General features: G+C 38.9%; 14 protein-coding genes. All 14 read right to left on the bottom strand.

Annotated features, from left to right (window positions below; all coding sequences use genetic code 11):
- Positions 1-66: 66 nt before the first annotated feature.
- Positions 67-1,836 (bottom strand): oleate hydratase, encoded by a 1,770-nt coding sequence (locus tag NBX25_RS08565; protein WP_002978562.1) that lies wholly within the window; start codon positions 1,834-1,836, stop codon positions 67-69.
- A gap of 126 nt (positions 1,837-1,962) precedes the next feature.
- Positions 1,963-2,961: an MlaD family protein gene (locus tag NBX25_RS08560; RefSeq protein WP_002978563.1), complete on the bottom strand. Its 999-nt coding sequence runs from the start codon at positions 2,959-2,961 to the stop codon at positions 1,963-1,965.
- A gap of 3 nt (positions 2,962-2,964) precedes the next feature.
- On the bottom strand, positions 2,965-3,732 hold the full coding sequence (locus NBX25_RS08555) for an ABC transporter ATP-binding protein (protein ID WP_002978564.1): 768 nt from the start codon (positions 3,730-3,732) through the stop codon (positions 2,965-2,967).
- 9 nt (positions 3,733-3,741) lie between these two features.
- Positions 3,742-4,503 carry an MlaE family ABC transporter permease gene (locus NBX25_RS08550; RefSeq protein ID WP_002978565.1) on the bottom strand — a complete coding sequence of 254 codons (762 nt, stop codon included), beginning with the start codon at positions 4,501-4,503 and terminating at the stop codon, positions 3,742-3,744.
- Positions 4,504-4,539: 36 nt separating this feature from the next.
- Positions 4,540-5,499 carry an alpha/beta fold hydrolase gene (locus NBX25_RS08545; RefSeq protein WP_002978566.1) on the bottom strand — a complete coding sequence of 320 codons (960 nt, stop codon included), beginning with the start codon at positions 5,497-5,499 and terminating at the stop codon, positions 4,540-4,542.
- A gap of 170 nt (positions 5,500-5,669) precedes the next feature.
- The gene (locus NBX25_RS08540; protein WP_002978567.1) at positions 5,670-7,259 is read right to left on the bottom strand and encodes an oleate hydratase; all 1,590 of its coding nucleotides are present in this window, start codon (positions 7,257-7,259) and stop codon (positions 5,670-5,672) included.
- Between the two features lie 99 nt (positions 7,260-7,358).
- Positions 7,359-8,234: a helix-turn-helix domain-containing protein gene (locus NBX25_RS08535; protein WP_002978568.1), complete on the bottom strand. Its 876-nt coding sequence runs from the start codon at positions 8,232-8,234 to the stop codon at positions 7,359-7,361.
- A gap of 60 nt (positions 8,235-8,294) precedes the next feature.
- The gene (locus tag NBX25_RS08530; protein WP_002978569.1) at positions 8,295-9,455 is read right to left on the bottom strand and encodes an ABC transporter permease; all 1,161 of its coding nucleotides are present in this window, start codon (positions 9,453-9,455) and stop codon (positions 8,295-8,297) included.
- A 2-nt stretch (positions 9,456-9,457) separates the two neighbouring features.
- Positions 9,458-10,414, bottom strand: coding sequence for an HlyD family secretion protein (locus tag NBX25_RS08525; protein WP_002978570.1), 957 nt, complete (start codon positions 10,412-10,414; stop codon positions 9,458-9,460).
- A gap of 5 nt (positions 10,415-10,419) precedes the next feature.
- Positions 10,420-11,802, bottom strand: a complete 1,383-nt coding sequence (locus tag NBX25_RS08520; protein ID WP_002978571.1) for a TolC family protein — start codon at positions 11,800-11,802, stop codon at positions 10,420-10,422.
- Positions 11,799-12,254 carry a MarR family winged helix-turn-helix transcriptional regulator gene (locus NBX25_RS08515; RefSeq protein WP_002978572.1) on the bottom strand — a complete coding sequence of 152 codons (456 nt, stop codon included), beginning with the start codon at positions 12,252-12,254 and terminating at the stop codon, positions 11,799-11,801. The genes NBX25_RS08520 and NBX25_RS08515 overlap by 4 nt, the downstream gene beginning before the upstream one ends.
- A 227-nt stretch (positions 12,255-12,481) precedes the next feature.
- A complete protein-coding gene (locus NBX25_RS08510) occupies positions 12,482-13,309 on the bottom strand; it encodes a hypothetical protein (RefSeq protein WP_002978573.1) in 828 nt (275 codons plus the stop codon).
- Between the two features lie 21 nt (positions 13,310-13,330).
- Positions 13,331-14,047: an MIP/aquaporin family protein gene (locus tag NBX25_RS08505; RefSeq protein WP_002978574.1), complete on the bottom strand. Its 717-nt coding sequence runs from the start codon at positions 14,045-14,047 to the stop codon at positions 13,331-13,333.
- Positions 14,048-14,133: 86 nt separating this feature from the next.
- Positions 14,134-15,645: a glycerol kinase GlpK gene (gene glpK / locus NBX25_RS08500; protein WP_002978575.1), complete on the bottom strand. Its 1,512-nt coding sequence runs from the start codon at positions 15,643-15,645 to the stop codon at positions 14,134-14,136.
- Positions 15,646-15,649 lie beyond the last annotated feature (4 nt).

Raw genomic sequence — 15,649 nt, 5'->3', positions numbered from 1 at the left:
AATATAAATACCATAAAAAACTCAGGATTTTTAAAATCCTGAGTTTTTCAAGTATAAAACAACCTCTTATAACAACTTAGCTTCTTTTAAAATCTCTTCAACATAAGTACCTTCTATTTTCTTGACACCATATTTTTCAAGGATTGAAATCAACCAAGGAAATTCAATTTCATTTAGGTTTTTATTGTCATTAAGGTGATAGATGGATTTCAGCAGTACCCTGATGTCATATGAAGAAGCAAAAACTTCTGGGACACCTCTGTCTACATCCAAAAGGGTGTAAACTGCCTCCATTGCTGTACGCACGGAATATTCGGTCGTGAATACGGTGTCTTTTCCAGTTTCGGCAAAATTACCGATAAAAGCAAGGTTCACAGAACCCTCTGGAACCACCAATGGGCGGTCTCCCAATGCACGAGGCATAAAGTAAGATGTGATATAAGGCATACGGCAAGGGATGCTGTTGGCAGCTTGTGCAATTTCTGCAATTTCATTTTCAGGAACACCAATATGGTATAAAAATTCTTTGCAAAGCTCTATCCCCGTGGCTTCCGTAATTTTCTTTTGGATATAATTTCCTGGTTTATGAGAATACAACCCATAAACCCAAACAATTACTTCATTTTTTTTCTGAGCCTTGAAGTGGGGCTGTCTGCTGATGGAAAAGCCATACCACCAGTTAGAATCGTTTATTGTGACAGGTCCGCTAGTCACTATAGAACCGCTTCTTGGGTCTTTTTTTGTTATTTTTTCTATATACGGAATCACTTTTTCGTCGAAGAAGGTAATGCTTCCGGAGATTACCCAGTTGGCTTCGGGAATGTTTTTGTAGAACTTTTCGGGTTTTCCAAAGGCATCATCCTGGTCTGCCAGATTCTGCCAAAGTTGCCAACTTCCGCCAATGCCGTCAGCAACAGGAGCAGGGTTATGATTGTCACCGTATGTACTGCTTTCGGTAATGGAGCCGTTGGTAACAAACACCAGGTCGTTTTCGGTCAGGCTGATGCTTTCTGCATTGCCATCCTTAATATATTCGATTTTCTTCGCTACTTTTTTGCCGTTTTCATTTTCTACAAGTATGTTCTGAACCTGGCTATTATACTGGAAGGTAACACCGTGGGACTCAAGGTAGCTTACCAACGGACGAATCAGTGATTCATATTGGTTGTATTTCGTGAAGCGTAATGAGGACATATCTGCTACGCTGCCAACGTGATGGATGAAACGAAGAACATATCGGCGCATTTCCATCGCACTTGCCCAAGGTTCGAATGCGAACATCGTAGCCCAGTATGTCCAAAAGTTGGATTGGAAAAATTCTTCTGTAAATACCTGGTCTATCTGTACATCCTGTAGTTTTTCTTCAGGAAGAAGAACCAGCGCTATAAGTTCGTGGATGGCTTTCTGGGACAGGGTAAGCTTACCATCCGTGGGCAGTCTTTCTCCACGGTTTTCGATAACACGGGCGTGGGAAAAGCTAGGGTCTTCTTTATTGAGCCAATAATATTCGTCCAGTACGGAAACGCCTTCCGTTTCTAATGAGGGTATCGAGCGGAACAAATCCCAAAGGGTTTCGAAATGTGTTTCCATTTCCCGTCCGCCTCGTATGATGTAGCCTTTCTGCTCATTCCAGATGCCGTCCATACTGCCACCGGGTAAAGCTAATTCTTCCAGAATACGGATTTTGTTTCCTTCCATTTGCGCATCGCGTATCAAAAAAGCTGCAGCAGCCAATGAAGCTAATCCCGAACCGATAAGAACGGCAGATTTCTGTTCAATATTTGCCGGTTTTTTCGGGCGGGCAAATGCTTCGTAATTTCCATTACTGTAATACATAATTAGAATTTTTTAGTTTATAATATATGATAAAATAACCTTGTTTTTATTTAATAAAGTTACACATATTGCTTTCACTTTATATATCCCAAAATTCTAATTGTATATGCTGATATTCCAATAATATTATCTTTGGAGATTCTGTTTTTCGGCTTCCTTTTTCTTTTTTTCCTGCTTGCGGAAGTAACCTCTGAAGAGAAAATTATGCTTCAGAGCCTCCATATTCTGGTTGAAGCCTTCGGTTCCCTTTTCGATATTGTAAAGGCTGTTATTGATGTTTTTTGTAAGAACGGTATCAGTGATAAGGGCATTTATCGGTCCTTTTCCATTTTCTATATTTTTACTGAATGCCTGCAGGTTTTTACCAACTATGATAAGTTCATTGCTTACTGTATTAAGATTATTGCTGGCGGCATTGACGTTATTGAAAGTCTGCTTAAGCTGGGACTCAAAATCTTTGTTGGCAAGGAGAAGCCCAGTTGCTCCTTTTCCTTGGCGTGTAGACGTAATGATGGCTTCTGCAGTACTGCTCAGGTTTTCTATATTTTCCGTGCTTTGGCGTATTTTCAGGATGGATAATTTTAAGTTTTCGGCAAACGCCTTGTCATTAATTAATTTTAAAATCTGGCTGCTGTCAATTTTATGCACAGTGTTTTTAAGAGATTTGGATATATCCTGTATATTGTTGTTGCTTGCCGATAGCGTGTTGAGTATTTCATCCACACCCGGTTTGGTATCTGCCGTGAGATATTCTTTTTCCTGCACTGGTCTGCCCGGCCTACCGTAAGGCAAAATATTGACCACCGCATTGCCGATAATGCCTTCTGTTCCAATCGAGGCTTTGGCATTATTGTCTATATGCTTTGCAATATCTTTGTCTATAAGCATAATGACCTCTATATCATCCCTTCCGGACAATTTTACTGACTTTACAGAACCTGCCTGCATCCCTGAAAATAGCACATTGCTTCCTTCTCTGAGTCCATTGGAGTTTTTGAATCTTGCCCTGAGCTCAAATTTGCTGGTAAAAATGCCTGAACCGCTGCCGATGTAAAAGAAAACAGCCATCATAAGTATAAACCCCGAAATTACAAATAAGCCGAGCTTGATATTATTTTTATTCATATTTTAATCAAAAAATTGTTTAATATTTTCGTCATCAGAACTTTCAAATTCCTGATAAGTACCTTGTGCGTAGCATTTTCCGTCAAGCAGCAAGACTACTCTGTCGGCCGTATTTTTCACACAGTTCATATCGTGTGAGATAATTATAGATGATGTTTTGTATTTTTTATGTATATCCATTATGAGGCTGTCAATTTCTTTTGCTGTTACCGTATCGAGTCCGGTGGTAGGTTCATCATAAAGGATGATTTCCGGCTTAAGGATGACAGTACGTGCCAGAGCTATTCTTTTCAGCATCCCTCCCGACAATTCGGATGGCATAAGGTCTACGGTATGTTTAAGCCCCACACTATCGAGTGCTTCTTCAACCCGTGCGTCAATTTCATCCTGCTTCAGCCGGAACCACCGTCTTCTTAAAGGGAATTCCAGATTTTCGCGGATGGTCATAGAATCATAGATGGCATTTCCCTGAAAAAGAAAACCTATTTTTGAGCGTGCCTTATCCAGCTCTTGATTTTCCAATTGCACAATATCCTGTCCGGAAATCATTATCCTACCGCTATCTGGTGTTAAAAGCCTGACGATACATTTGATAAGAACAGATTTTCCCGTGCCTGATTTTCCGAGAACTACAACATTTTCGTTCTTATTGACCGTTAGGTTAAAACCATTAAGCACTTTTTTTTCACCAAAGCTTTTATAAATATCTTCAATGACGATGGCCGGTCCATTGTCATTATTGTAGTTTGCTGCTGTTTTTGTTTCCGCCATAATGATGATTTAATTATACCCGAGAATGCCTGTTATCTGTACCGCAATCAGGTCCAAGACGAAGATAAGGATAGAGGAGAGTACGACCGCTGAATTGGCGGCGTTCCCCACGCCCCGTGTTCCTTTTACTGCATTATAGCCTTTATAGGCACCCACGATTCCCACTGCAAAACCGAAAAAAAAGCTTTTGATGAAAGCAGGGATGATGTCACTGAAATCCAAGGAGTCAAAAACCTGTGAATAGAAAAGCGACAGGCTTGTCGTCCCGCCAATGTTAACACCTATCCAGGCACCATATAGTGAAATGGCATCCGCCAGAATGATAAGTACGGGGAGCATAAATGTTGTCGCCAGGACACGTGTGGCAACAAGGTATTTAAAAGGGTGCGTACCGCTTACTTCCATCGCATCTATCTGTTCGGTAACCCGCATAGAGCCCAGCTCTGCCCCGATGCTACTTGCAATTTTACCTGCAAAGATGAGAGCGGCGATTACAGGTGCTATTTCACGGATTATGGCGATACCTACCATTACAGGCAGCTGGGATTCCACACCATAGCGTACGAGGCTTGGCCGCAACTGCATCGTAAGGACCAAACCGATAATAAAGCCTGTCATGGAAATAAGCCCCAAAGATTTGTAACCTATGAGATAGCATTGTGCAAGCAGTTCCTTTATTTCATATGGCGGGCGGAAGCCTAATAAAAAGTAATTTTTGGTAAACTGCGCGATATTGCCTGTTTCCTGTAAAAAACTACGTATTTTAATCATTAATAAATTATTTTTTAAAATTAAAATATTTTTAGTCTACTTTTCCAATTGCTGTATTTTTTTATTGAGCCAATCCCTTATATCTTCATATACATATTCTTTAATATCCTCATTAAGTATTTCGTGCCGCATGTCAAGATAGATTTTTGTTTTAACATCTGTAAAACCATCTTCTTGCATTTGCGCTACCGTTTTTTCCACACCTTTTCCGAAGTCTCCTATCGGATCATCAGCTCCGCTTACAAAAAGAAAGGGAAATTCTTTTGGTATTCTTTCTGCCCATTTTCTTTCCGTTGCCTGTTGATTTAGAGAAACTAATGCGTAAAAACCATTATTGGTAAAAGGTACTCCGCATAGGCTGTCCCTGCAAAATGATTCCCGGTTGGATTTGCTGAGGCTCAGCCAACTGGTAAGGTCGCCATCTTTCTCGCCTTTAAAATGTTGATTAATAATTTTTGAAAAAGTTCTGTTGATGAATTTGCTCCGGTGTTTTGGAGTAATAATATTGTTGATGGACAGGAAAAATTTAGCCAAACCGATTCCGTTGATTTTTCCGCCCGTTCCTACGATGACCGCTCCTTTAAAAACATCTTTCTGATTCTGAAGTAAGCATCTTGCAATGAAAGACCCCATAGAATGCCCCAGTAAAAAGTGAGAAATGTTAGGGTAGTTGTTTTCTAAAAATGCTGCCATCGTTGCGGCATCGTCTATCAGTTGCTGCTTGGGATTTTCTTTTTGAAAATAGCCAAGTTCTTCCCGATTTTCCGCCGTTTTTCCGTGTCCGAGATGGTCATATAATAGAACTGCAAAACCGTTCTTCGCCAGATATTCCGCAAAATTTTTATAACGACCGCTATGCTCCTGCATCCCGTGTAGTATAAGGAGTGTAGCCTTTGGAGGTTCATTTATTGGTTCGAATAATTCATAAAAAAGATTGTGCGTACCTGAGTTGGCAATTTTCTTCCTGTTTATATATCCTGATGTTTGTTTTGCCATAGAGTCGGTTGGTTTTGTTTAAAAATAAATATTCTGCCCTTGACAAAAGCAAGAGCAGAATAAAGTTAGATAAATTGGTTATTATAGACAATCTTTTATAGATTAAAGAGAGATATGCCTTTAGCAATAAAGAACTTCGATAAAGTGTAAAGGCAGCTCTTTTTTTATTTTTAATTTCTGTAAGAGGTGTGGATGGCTTTTGCCAACACGTCTGGTTTTTTCCAGTGTTCCGTTACTGGAGTTACTTTTTTATCGAGACCGAGTAGGGTATATACCGCGATGCGTGCTGCACGAACCGAATATTCTTCTGTGAATACCATATCTTCCGGTATTTCTACAAACTGACTAATCATTGCTAGGTTGGTGCTGCCTTCAGGAACAACTGCAGGGCGGTCTTTTTTAGCTCTTGGTTGAAACAACGCATCGATGTAAGGCATCATACACGGAATAACATTGATAACGCTATCTTTTATTTCCTGTTCGTGTTTTTCAAAATGCAAATGATGAATCAACTCTGTCAAAATTTCTTCACCCGTGCAATCAATCATCGGCTTTTTCACATAATCTCCCACTGCATCTGGATATAATCCGTAGCCCCAAAGAATGGTAGTATCATCGCCTTGCGCTTTGAAATGCGGTTGTGCAGCCACCACAATTGACATTCGCCACGATGAATCTTTAAATGTCATCAAAGCTCCGCTGCCCGGCTTGTTGCCAGTGTATTCTTCAATAAGTTTCAGAAATTTATTTCCTTTGAATGTTGGTGTGAAAGAATACCATTTTGTCTCGTCCGGTTTTGTAAAGAACGGGTCTGGGTTACCCAATTTGCCGGGTTTCTTGTTGGCAATTTTACGCCATAGTGCAAAACTTGGCGGATTTAACGGCAAATATTTTGCAGGCGTATTATAATCGCCGTTATTAGAATTGTCTGTAATACATCCGTTGGTAAAGAATACCAAATCGCCTTCCTTCACAGTTATTTTCTCTGTTTTTCCTTCTGCATTGATGCATTCTATTCCCGTTACGGTAATGCCATCATCATCGGCAAAATCCAAATCGGTAACGGTTTTTCTTAATGAAAAGTCCACTTTGTGCTGATCCAAAAATGCCTTCACCGGTAAGATAACGGATTCATATTGGTTGTATGGTGTTCTGGTAACCCCTTCGAGTGTTTCGATTCTTGAAAATTCCAACAGCATACGTTTCATATAGCGTTGAAATTCAAAAATGCTGCTCCATTCCTGCCAGGCGAAAGTGGTTTGCCACATATACCAGAAGTTGGTCGTAAAAAAATGGTCGTCAAACCAATCACGAATGGTAATGTTGTCTAAATCATTTTCATCGGCAAAAAACAATTTCACAAATTTCATCCGGTCCTGAGTGTTGAAACCCATATCCGTTACGGGTAAAATGTTTCCGTTCTTGTCAATCAACCGCGCTTTTGCATTTGTCGGATTCGCGTGGTCAAATGCCAGAATTTCGTCTTTTACGGAAATGTTCGGGACATCCAGAGAAGGAATACGGGATGTTAATTCCCAAAAGTTTTCATAGGTTTCTTCGTTGAGCATACGCCCGCCACGACAAATAAATCCTTTTTCTTTAGTTCCCGCACCATCGTTGCTACCACCCAAAATCGGCAGGGCTTCAATGATGTGAATGTTTTCGCCTTTAAAGTCTCCGTCTTCTAACAGATATACGGCACCGGCAAGACTTGCCAATCCACCTCCGATGAAATATGCATGTTTGTTCGAATTGCTCATATGATATTTTTTTTAGGTTATTTTTATATGATAAAGGTATTGATATACCTTAATTCCTTAGTATCCCTAAATTCGAAAATCATATACGGAATTTCTTTTTTAAAAATGCTGTTGTCTTCGGTACCTTTGGGGCGATATTGACGCATGCTTTTTAAAAAAACGACCGAATGCAGAGGTAGAATTAAAGCCTGTTTCAAATGCAATCTGAGAGATATTTTTTTCTGGATAGCCGAGCAGAACGCATGCTTCTTTTAATAAGGCCTCATCAATAATCTGATGTGGAGTTTTGCCAGTAGCTTTTTTTACAATCAGAATAAGATATTTGTTGGTAATGAATAGCTTGTCTGCATAGTATTGTACGTCCTTATGCTGCAAAATATTTTCTTTTACCAATTCGTTGAATTTAAAAAAAATATTATTATTATCTTTTGGAGTTAGATATGCGTTGTCTTTTCTGTCTTCATCAATTAGGACTGCAACTTCCAACAAAATATTAATAATAATAGTACGAAGAATATCTTCTGTAAAACGACCATTCCTCGTGGTCTGCTGCTGAAGATATTCCAACAAATTGATTAAGTGTTTACTACTTGCTTCGTTGGAAATAACTACATTAAAGGTAGTTTTATTGAATAGAGACAGATTCTCGATAAAAAATGGATTAGAAATGTTCTTAAGCAGGAAATTCTTTTCAAAGAATAGAACCTTCATGCGGAAATCTTTGCTGGTATTTACAAATTTTATAATTGTTGACGGAGCAGATATCAGGAATCCGTTTTGGGATATATTGTAATGGTGATTATCAATTTCTAAATCAATACTACCGGAAACACAGATGCAGAATGCATAAAAATCCATGCGGAACAGTCTTTTTGGGAATTCAAAAATGAGTTTTCCTGAAGATATATAGTAAGGTTCATCACAGTGTACCTGATAAAAAGATAATATTTCTTTAATACTTTCGTAAGCTTTCATGGTTTCTTATTTAATGGATTTATATGGGCATATATAATTTTTAGCTTATGATTTAGCTCACTACAGTTTATCCTTTTTAATTTTTCGGACTTTGTACCATAAAACGCTATAGCTGGCAATGGCGCTTACTGTTCCTATGATTATCATTTTTATAACATAAGGATAGGTGAGGTCTACAGCGCCTTTTTCTATGATAAGTATTCTAAAGGCAGGCAGGAAATGTGTAAGCGGGATGATATTTGCAATGTGCTGAACCCAAACTGGCATTTGGCTGAGCGGCCAGGTAAATCCTGACAGGATAAAGCTGGGTGTGGCAATAACCATAAGGATTTCCGTAGCTTTCAGTTGGTTCGGGACAAGGATACTTACCAAAATTCCTATAAAGCAGACCGAGATTACAAAAACACCCGCTATTAGAGTAAGCGGAAAAATGTTTTCATAAAAAGGAATTCTGAACCACTTGGTAAAACCCCAGTACATCAGCCATATCCCGAAGCTCATTATGAGATAAGGCACGATTTTAACCAATATCAGCATAAATGCAGAACGGCTTTTTTGTACCAGATATTTGAAAGTGCCGTTTTCAAACTCGGAAGCAAAAGAAAGAGCAAGCCCCAATAACAATACCTGCTGAAGCACAGTAGCCAAAACACCAGGCCACAAAAAATACATATAGTTGGTGCTTCTGTTGTTCTTTTTTATAAACGTGGTTTTAAATGGCTCATACTGACTCATTAGCAAATTTTCCGGAACTCCTTGTTTACGTAAGGTTTCGACCTGTGTTCCTGCTTTGAGGGTTCCTAAGACCAGCTGAAGTGCTGATGAAGAATAATTTGCGGTCAATACATTTGCTGTATTGATTATGGTAGTGACTTCAGGATAACGTTTTGTCAGCACATCTTTCTCAAAATCTTTTGGGATAATAACGACGCAGGTTGCATCTTTCTCAATCATCAAACGATTGAGGTTTGTCTCGTCAAACTGCAGCCTTGCAACAGACAAAACTTCGTTGTCATTCATCATTTCGATTGCTTTCCGGCTGAGTGAGCTTTGGTCATAATCTACCACGATGATTGGTAAATCTGTCACTTTCCCTTTGCTGTAAACATATCCCAACAAAACACCGTACATCAAAGGAGCCCCAATAAACAAAATTCTGAGAACCTTGTTGCTCCAGAACAAACCGAACTCCCGTTTGATCAGATTGAGAAATGTTTTCATTATTAAGGTTTTAGCGTTACTGTTGTTTTGCTTAGGATATCGTTTGCTTGTTGGATGTTAATAGGGTCTATCAATATTTCATACAAAGCGTCCTGCACTTCATAATCAGGATATGCTGTAGCAATATTAGCATAGGCGCCTATTTGTTTTATATTTCTGATTTTCCCTTTGATATCCCGATTTTTGTAAGGTATATGCACATTGATTTCTTTTCCTTGTGCATAATTTGCCAATTGGCTTTCAGGAATAGTAAAGCGGAAATATATGGAATTATTAAGAGAACCTTTGAAAAGCGTATATCCTGGTAGTGCCAGTTCCCCCAGCTTCAATGTGATCGATTCTATTTTCATATCCTGTGGTGCAATGATATACCTTTCTTTTTCGGCAACCTGTACTTCTTCCAAAGCTCCTTGAGCACGGTCTTTTTGTCCCAACGCCATTGTTTGCTGTTCTATGCGGACCCCGTTTTTAACATCGGCAATTTCTGCATCTACGGCTATCATTTGTGATTTGGCTCCCTGATACTTTGCGAATACTTCATCATATTGCTGTTGCGGAACCAATGAATCCTTTACCATTGCGTTCATTCTTGCCAGGGATTTTTTTGCAAACTCATATTGCTCTACCAAAGCGGATTTCTTGGCATAGAGCTGTGCCAACTGATTGGCAGTAGCACCGTGTACACTCATCTCATATTGTGCCTGAGCAGATTTTACCGCTCCCTGTGCCTGTGATTTTTTTGCGTCTACTTCTGGGATTTCCAATATCGCCAATGTATCTCCCTTTTTAACAAGAGCTCCCTCGCTGATCAGAATTTTATCTATTCTGCCTGCTATTTTGCCTACTACTGCAATCTCTTCCCGCTCGGTTTTTCCCTGGATGGTTTGTGATACTTTCGGTTTATTCTCACAAGAAGCTAAAATGCCTGCAATGCTTAGTATGTAAATAATTTTTTTCATTTTGCTTAGTTTTGGATTTTAATAAAGTTTGATAATTTTCCCGATGCACGGTAAACTTCAATAGCAGCATTCCGCTGTTCAATCATGGTTTCTACTTTGTTTAAGGATTCTTTGTATATATCATTTTCCGCTCCCAGGCGTTCAGTGACGTTAATAAGTCCTAATCTGTATTGCTTTGATGCTATCTCATTATTATTTTGTGCTATTTTTTCCCTTTGGATCGCAATATCTACCTTATGTAACGTGGTATTGTATTCTACCTTGTTTTTTTCCAATTCCAGGTCTACTTTTTCTTTGGTGTCAGCCAGTTTATTTTCAACCTGGGCGAGTCCTATTTTGGCTTCGTCTATTTTATGTTTACGTTCAAATCCGCTGAAGAGTTCCCATTTCACGGCCACGCCCAACATCCAGTTCGGATGTAGTGTCAATTCATTTAGTTTCAAATTGGCGGTCGTATTTAATTGTTCAATCGGCACTTTTGTATTGGCATTATATAATGATGCATAGCTATATCCCGCAAAAGCCCCAACTGTGGGAAGAAGGCTTCCTTTTTCTTTTTTAAGGGCATATTCGGAGGCTTTTTTGAAAGATTCCAGTGCTTTTACCTCATTTCGTTCGGCTGTGCTCAGGCTGTCCAAAATAATGATGGGCTCCAACTGATGATTGGTTTTAAGAATTTCTTCTTCTGAAAGATTGGTGGACTGTTTTATCTTGAGTATCAGAAGTTTTCTTTTATTTTGAACATCTGCACGTTTGGAAGCCAATTCCAGAGTGGAGAGTTTGATTTTATCGCGGTCATAAGGAATTGCCAACCCTTCGGATATCGCCCTTTCTACTCTTTCTTTTTCCTTATTTAATCTTTTTTCGCTGTTATCGATGAGTTTTTCGGCGGTTTCCAGAAGTTTGAGACGGTCAAAGCTCCCTATGATATCTTTTATCACCTCATCTTTCTGATTTTCCATCATAAACGCTGTGCCTGTATTTTTTTCTTTGAGAGCCTTGGCTCCATTTAGGATTTGTCCGCCACTGAACAATACCGCTTTTGCGGTAATACCTCCATAAAGGATATTCGCATTTGTGCTGAAATCGGAAGATCCCCCAAAAACAGGATATCCTGTGATGGGTAAATTCAGGGTAGCTAGATCTAATTTTGCATCACTGCTGATGTAAGAATATAAACCTGACGCCTCGACCTTCGGGATATATTTGGCCAATATGCTTTTGCGTTCTAATTCTAATTTTTGTAATTCAAGATCTTGATTCCTTATTTCAGTGTTTTTTTGCAATGCCTTTCCGATAGCATAATCCAAATCCTTACTTACAAGAATCTGTGCGTTGATGATAGTGCCGAATAGGATCAATGTAATGGCTAAGTTTATTTTTTTCATACCATTTCGTTTTGAATGTTGTTTTGAATATGCTGAAAGAAGTTTTTTATCTCCATAATTTGATTTTCTGAAAGTCCTCTGGTTGCTCTTTCGGTTACATTGTTCACAATATACATTACTTTTTCCTCTATCTCCTTTCCTTTATTTGTTAAATATATTAGATTTTGCCTTCTGTCAGTAGGGTGGGACCTTCTTTCTACGTAACCTTCTTTTTCCAATTGATCAATAAGTCTAGTTATGCTGGGTTTATCCCTGTGGGTAAAATCTACTATTGCCTGCTGTGAACATCCCTGTTGTTTCCATAAAGGTACTAGCACCGACCATTGTTCCCGGGTCAAGTTAATATTATTCAATTTGAATTGCTGAACCAAAAAACGGTTGAACAGTAGAGGTACATTGCCGGTAAGCAGATTGTATCGATCTTGTTCAGTTAATATTTTTTCAGCTTTCATATAAAAATTATTATTGAACAAAGTTAATTAAACAATAGTTGTAATAACAACTATTTATGTTAAATTTTTTTTAATCTTAATATCATTGAGATGACATAAGCTTTTGATTTGATTATTGTTAAGATAATTTGTGATTATTGAAAATAAACAATGGTTAAAAATAAATAAAAGCTGTTCGGAATTTCGGACAGCTTTTTGGGGATTAATTTCTTAAAGAAAAATATTTGTCAAAATAAAGTCGTTGCAAACTGTATTCTTGCATATTTGTTGGAAGGATTCCACATAGTGGTAAAAGATAATGGAATATGGGCAGAAAAAACTTTGATGTTTTTACTTGCAGAGAATCCGATATTCACAATATCGAAATCGTTTTTGCCGTTCCCATATAGAAAAGTACCTTGTCCAAGACTTCTTTTTCCGGGATTGAAAGCAAAACCTCCACCCAGAAATCCATTAAGCTTAACAGAACCTTTTGAAATCAATGGATAACTTATCTCTATATAGGTGGAATATTTGTTGCTGTCGTATTCGCTATTTTCATTCAATTTTACTTCTCCTGCATTGGCTCCTCCATAAAGCATGACATCTGCTTCAACTCTTAAAGGGAATTTTTCAGGAAACTGATAAGATGTTCTTAAATCAATGATATGCGTTGTTTTGTCCTTAGAGTAATTAAAAATATCGTCTGATGCAATAAGTTCATTGATATTCCTGGAGTTGAACAAATCCCAGATTCCTATAGAAAATCCTTTATCTGCATATTGGATATAATAATTAATTTCTTTGTAATGGGTTTCATCACTGTCATTGGAGATAGCAGATGCACCCCAGACTCCTAACTGTAATGTTTTCGATTTGTTGAGGTCGTACCACAGTTGTCCGGAAACGATTGGTTTGTCCGTAATAATAAGTCCTCTCCACAAATGGTTTGTTTTTATCCCCGCAGAAAGGTGGAGGTTGTCATTTTCAGCAGAAGCCCCATCATCTTCAGATGTCTGTGCCAGTAATAGTGTTATTGCAAACAAGCTCGTCAGCAATGTTGATATTTTTTTCATGGTAAATTTGATGGAATAGATTTAATGTAATAGATTGAATATAAGAATTGATATTAAAGCTCCTATAACAGGTCCTATTATTGGTATCCAGGCATAACTCCAGTTACTGGAACTTTTTCCTTTTATGGGTAAAATGGCATGCATGATTCTCGGACCGAGGTCTCTTGCAGGATTGATGGCGTATCCTGTTGTTCCTCCAAGCGATAATCCGATTGCCCAAATAAGTGTGGTTATTGGCCATCTTCCTGTGCTTCCCAAGTTTACGGCAGATCCTTGGAAACTCATAGCAACATAGAGCAAAACAAATGTTCCCAATACTTCAGAAAAGAAATTGAGGGGAGTGTTCTTGATTGATGGGGATGTAGAAAAACAAGCAAGCTGTGAGTGTGGTTCTGCAGATGTCTCATCAAAATGGTCTTTATATAGTAACCATACCAAAAATGCTCCTAGCATAGCTCCTGTCAATTCGCCTCCGATGTAAGGCAATAATTGGCTGGTAGTATAAGCTCCGTTTATCCAGCCTGCAATTACAGTGGCTGGATTTAGTTCTCCAGCACTGCCTAGATTGACAGCAACTAAACCTCCGGCGAATACTGCAAATCCCCAGGCAGCTGTAATGGAAATGATACCTCCGCCATTACCTCCTGTTTTTTTGAGAAGGATATTGGCTACGACCCCGTTTCCTAAGAGAATAAGGAACATCGTTCCCATCATCTCTGCAATAAAAATAGTTGACATAATAAATAATGATATAATAGTTTAATTTTCTTAGTTATTTAATGGGCTGTTTAATAATAGCTCAGTTTTGTTGGAGATTTTTGTTTTTATTCTTCCCAGTTTTTGGATCTTCCTACTGCCTTATGCCATCCTTTAATCATTTCGTCCGCTTTTTCACGCTCCATTTTAGGGTCAAATTTTTTATCTACGCTCCATTGTGATTTGATATCGTCAATATTATCCCAGAATCCAACAGCAAGTCCGGCAAGATATGCCGCTCCAAGAGCTGTTGTTTCCAATGTTTTTGGTCTTGTAATAGAAAAACCAAACAAATCAGCTTGTATTTGCATTAATAGGTCAGATGCGGTAGCACCACCATCGACTCTCAGTTCCATGGACTGCATTCCGGAATCTGCTTCCATTGCTTTTACAATATCATATACCTGGTAAGCGATACCTTCCAAGGTTGCTCTTGCGATATGCGCATCGGTTGTTCCTCGGGTAATTCCCACAATAGCGCCACGAGCATACGGATCCCAATAAGGTGCGCCCAAACCTGTTAAGGCGGGAACGAAATATACACCTTCTGTTTCTTTTACAAGATTGGCGAGATTACTAATATCAGGTGCTGTTCTGATGAGTTTTAGCCCGTCTCTGAGCCATTGTATTGCTGCGCCTCCGACAAAAACAGAGCCTTCAAGTGCATAGGTTACTTTCCCATTGATTTTCCATGCGATAGTGGTCAGCAGGTTATTTTTCGAATAAACCGCTTTATCTCCTGTATTCATCAGAAGAAAACATCCTGTTCCATAAGTGTTTTTCACCATCCCTTCCGAGGTGCACATTTGTCCGAAAAGTGCAGCTTGTTGATCGCCAGCAATACCTGCAATAGGAATTTTTGATGCAAATAGTGTTGTAGATGTTTCTCCGTAGATCTCGGAACTTTGCTTAACTTCAGGAAGTATAGCTCTTGGAATATCGAAAAGTTGTAACAGGTCGTCGTCCCATTGCTGGGTATGGATGTTAAGAAGTAGTGTTCTGGAGGCATTGGTTACATCTGTGACGAACATTTTTCCTCTGGTCAATTTCCAAACCAGCCAAGTATCTATAGTGCCGAAACAAAGTTTTCCCTGCTCCGCTTTTTCTCTTGCACCCTCTACATTATCAAGAATCCATTTCAATTTTGTTCCTGAGAAATAGGCATCAAGGATTAGTCCAGTCTTTTCCTTGATAGTTTCTATGTACCCTTCTTTTTGCTTCAGCTCATCACAGTATTTTGCTGTTCTTCTGTCTTGCCAGACAATGGCATTGTAGATAGGCTCTGATGTTTCGCGATCCCAAACAACAGTGGTTTCTCTTTGGTTTGTAATACCTATCGCTGCGATTTCTCTACCTGATACTCCTGCTTTTGCAATGACTTCTGCCGCAACGGATATCTGTGAAGACCATATTTCATTGGGATCGTGCTCTACCCAGCCTCCTTTTGGAAATATTTGGGTGAATGATTTCTGCGATAATTCTTCAATTTCTCCATTTTGATTAAAAAGAATGGCTCTTGATGAGGTTGTCCCTTGGTCAAGGGCCAAAATAAGTTTGTTTAGTTTTTCCGCTGGTGCCATAATT

The sequence above is a fragment of the Chryseobacterium sp. Marseille-Q3244 genome, assembly GCF_940807095.1.
Classification (GTDB): domain Bacteria; phylum Bacteroidota; class Bacteroidia; order Flavobacteriales; family Weeksellaceae; genus Chryseobacterium.
The sequence above is the reverse complement of the archived record's forward strand: the minus strand, read 5'-3'. Positions and strand labels throughout refer to the sequence as shown.